This is a genomic window from Streptomyces sp. NPDC051677, assembly GCF_044453465.1.
In the GTDB taxonomy this organism is placed as follows: domain Bacteria; phylum Actinomycetota; class Actinomycetes; order Streptomycetales; family Streptomycetaceae; genus Streptomyces.
Genome location: NZ_JBITCT010000124.1, coordinates 1 through 3,823, shown reverse-complemented (window position 1 = coordinate 3,823; position 3,823 = coordinate 1). Strand labels below are relative to the sequence as shown.

Below are 3,823 nucleotides of genomic sequence, written 5' to 3'. Positions count from 1 at the left end.
AAACGGCGGATTTGCCTACCGTTCGCCCTACACCCTTACCCCGGGACAACCACCGCCCGGGATGGACTACCTTCCTGCGTCACCCCATCACTCACCTACTACAAGTCTGGTCCGTCGGCTCCACCACTTTCCATTCCCCGAAGGGTCCGGAACGGCTTCACGGACTTAGCATCGCCTGATTCAATGTTTGACGCTTCACAGCGGGTACCGGAATATCAACCGGTTATCCATCGACTACGCCTGTCGGCCTCGCCTTAGGTCCCGACTTACCCTGGGCAGATCAGCTTGACCCAGGAACCCTTAGTCAATCGGCGCACACGTTTCTCACGTGTGAATCGCTACTCATGCCTGCATTCTCACTCGTGAACCGTCCACAACTACCTTCCGGTGCTGCTTCACCCGGCACACGACGCTCCCCTACCCATCACAGCCGCCGTTGGGCGTATTGCTGCAATGACACGACTTCGGCGGTACGCTTGAGCCCCGCTACATTGTCGGCGCGGAATCACTAGACCAGTGAGCTATTACGCACTCTTTCAAGGGTGGCTGCTTCTAAGCCAACCTCCTGGTTGTCTCTGCGACTCCACATCCTTTCCCACTTAGCGTACGCTTAGGGGCCTTAGTCGATGCTCTGGGCTGTTTCCCTCTCGACCATGGAGCTTATCCCCCACAGTCTCACTGCCGCGCTCTCACTTACCGGCATTCGGAGTTTGGCTAAGGTCAGTAACCCGGTAGGGCCCATCGCCTATCCAGTGCTCTACCTCCGGCAAGAAACACACGACGCTGCACCTAAATGCATTTCGGGGAGAACCAGCTATCACGGAGTTTGATTGGCCTTTCACCCCTAACCACAGGTCATCCCCCAGGTTTTCAACCCTGGTGGGTTCGGTCCTCCACGAAGTCTTACCTCCGCTTCAACCTGCCCATGGCTAGATCACTCCGCTTCGGGTCTTGAGCGTGCTACTGAAACGCCCTGTTCGGACTCGCTTTCGCTACGGCTACCCCACCCGGGTTAACCTCGCAACACACCGCAAACTCGCAGGCTCATTCTTCAAAAGGCACGCAGTCACGACGCGTCGAGTAAACTCGACGCGCGACGCTCCCACGGCTTGTAGGCACACGGTTTCAGGTACTATTTCACTCCGCTCCCGCGGTACTTTTCACCATTCCCTCACGGTACTATCCGCTATCGGTCACCAGGGAATATTTAGGCTTAGCGGGTGGTCCCGCCAGATTCACACGGGATTTCTCGGGCCCCGTGCTACTTGGGTGTCTCTCAAACGAGCCGCTGACGTTTCGACTACGGGGGTCTTACCCTCTACGCCGGACCTTTCGCATGTCCTTCGCCTACATCAACGGTTTCTGACTCGTCCCACGGCCGGCAGACCGTGGAAGAGAGATCCCACAACCCCCACGACGCAACCCCTGCCGGGTCTCACACGTCGTAGGTTTGGCCTCATCCGGTTTCGCTCGCCACTACTCCCGGAATCACGGTTGTTTTCTCTTCCTGCGGGTACTGAGATGTTTCACTTCCCCGCGTTCCCTCCACATACCCTATGTGTTCAGGTATGGGTGACAGCCCATGACGACTGCCGGGTTTCCCCATTCGGAAACCCCCGGATCAAAGCCTGGTTGACGACTCCCCGGGGACTATCGTGGCCTCCCACGTCCTTCATCGGTTCCTGGTGCCAAGGCATCCACCGTGCGCCCTTAAAAACTTGGCCACAGATGCTCGCGTCCACTGTGCAGTTCTCAAACAACGACCAGCCACCCGTCACCCCCAGCCAACAGACTGGAGTTCACCGGGGCCGGCATCAGAAGGACGACCCTGCGGCCGTGCCCTCAGACACCCAACAGCGCGCCCGGCACCCCCGCCACTCGTGATCAGCTTTCCACGCTCCGAAGAGCAGTACTTGCAGCCCGAGATGACTGAGAGTGCCGAATAATCAACGTTCCACCCATGAGCAACCAGCATCGGACGTACGCCGATGTACTGGCCTCTGGACCAGCCCCGCAGGACCGGCCTAGAAGTGCTCCTTAGAAAGGAGGTGATCCAGCCGCACCTTCCGGTACGGCTACCTTGTTACGACTTCGTCCCAATCGCCAGTCCCACCTTCGACAGCTCCCTCCCACAAGGGGTTGGGCCACCGGCTTCGGGTGTTACCGACTTTCGTGACGTGACGGGCGGTGTGTACAAGGCCCGGGAACGTATTCACCGCAGCAATGCTGATCTGCGATTACTAGCAACTCCGACTTCATGGGGTCGAGTTGCAGACCCCAATCCGAACTGAGACCGGCTTTTTGAGATTCGCTCCACCTCACGGTTTCGCAGCTCTTTGTACCGGCCATTGTAGCACGTGTGCAGCCCAAGACATAAGGGGCATGATGACTTGACGTCGTCCCCACCTTCCTCCGAGTTGACCCCGGCAGTCTCCTGTGAGTCCCCATCACCCCGAAGGGCATGCTGGCAACACAGAACAAGGGTTGCGCTCGTTGCGGGACTTAACCCAACATCTCACGACACGAGCTGACGACAGCCATGCACCACCTGTACACCGACCACAAGGGGGCGACCATCTCTGGCCGTTTCCGGTGTATGTCAAGCCTTGGTAAGGTTCTTCGCGTTGCGTCGAATTAAGCCACATGCTCCGCTGCTTGTGCGGGCCCCCGTCAATTCCTTTGAGTTTTAGCCTTGCGGCCGTACTCCCCAGGCGGGGAACTTAATGCGTTAGCTGCGGCACCGACGACGTGGAATGTCGCCAACACCTAGTTCCCACCGTTTACGGCGTGGACTACCAGGGTATCTAATCCTGTTCGCTCCCCACGCTTTCGCTCCTCAGCGTCAGTAATGGCCCAGAGATCCGCCTTCGCCACCGGTGTTCCTCCTGATATCTGCGCATTTCACCGCTACACCAGGAATTCCGATCTCCCCTACCACACTCTAGTCTGCCCGTATCGAATGCAGACCCGGGGTTAAGCCCCGGGCTTTCACATCCGACGCGACAGACCGCCTACGAGCTCTTTACGCCCAATAATTCCGGACAACGCTTGCGCCCTACGTATTACCGCGGCTGCTGGCACGTAGTTAGCCGGCGCTTCTTCTGCAGGTACCGTCACTTTCGCTTCTTCCCTGCTGAAAGAGGTTTACAACCCGAAGGCCGTCATCCCTCACGCGGCGTCGCTGCATCAGGCTTGCGCCCATTGTGCAATATTCCCCACTGCTGCCTCCCGTAGGAGTCTGGGCCGTGTCTCAGTCCCAGTGTGGCCGGTCGCCCTCTCAGGCCGGCTACCCGTCGTCGCCTTGGTGAGCCGTTACCTCACCAACAAGCTGATAGGCCGCGGGCTCATCCTTCACCGCCGGAGCTTTCAACCCCCACCCATGCGAGTGGAAGTGATATCCGGTATTAGACCCCGTTTCCAGGGCTTGTCCCAGAGTGAAGGGCAGATTGCCCACGTGTTACTCACCCGTTCGCCACTAATCCCCACCGAAGTGGTTCATCGTTCGACTTGCATGTGTTAAGCACGCCGCCAGCGTTCGTCCTGAGCCAGGATCAAACTCTCCGTGAATGTTTTCCCGTAATCGGGATCGCACATCACGAGAGCGGAACAGCCAGGCGGAATGAGCCCGGCCGTTCACAGCGTCCTCGCTGTGTTTTTTCAAAGGAACCTCATCCTCGGCTATCACTGCCGGGGACGGGGTATCAACATATCTGGCGTTGATTTTTGGCACGCTGTTGAGTTCTCAAGGAACGGACGCTTCCTTTGTACTCACCCGAGAGACTCTCTCAGGCTTTCCTCCGGGCGCTTCCCTTCGGTCTTGCGT

At 58.3% G+C, this 3,823-nt stretch carries 2 rRNA genes (1 of these 2 cut by a window edge); both read right to left on the bottom strand.

Annotation, left to right across the window (positions count from 1 at the left end):
* Positions 1-1,724, bottom strand: a 23S ribosomal RNA gene (locus ACIBAF_RS49005); it reaches 1,430 nt to the left of the window's first position.
* A 317-nt stretch (positions 1,725-2,041) separates the two neighbouring features.
* A 16S ribosomal RNA gene (locus ACIBAF_RS49000) occupies positions 2,042-3,567 on the bottom strand.
* The 16S and 23S rRNA genes sit together here, the layout of an rRNA operon.
* Positions 3,568-3,823 lie beyond the last annotated feature (256 nt).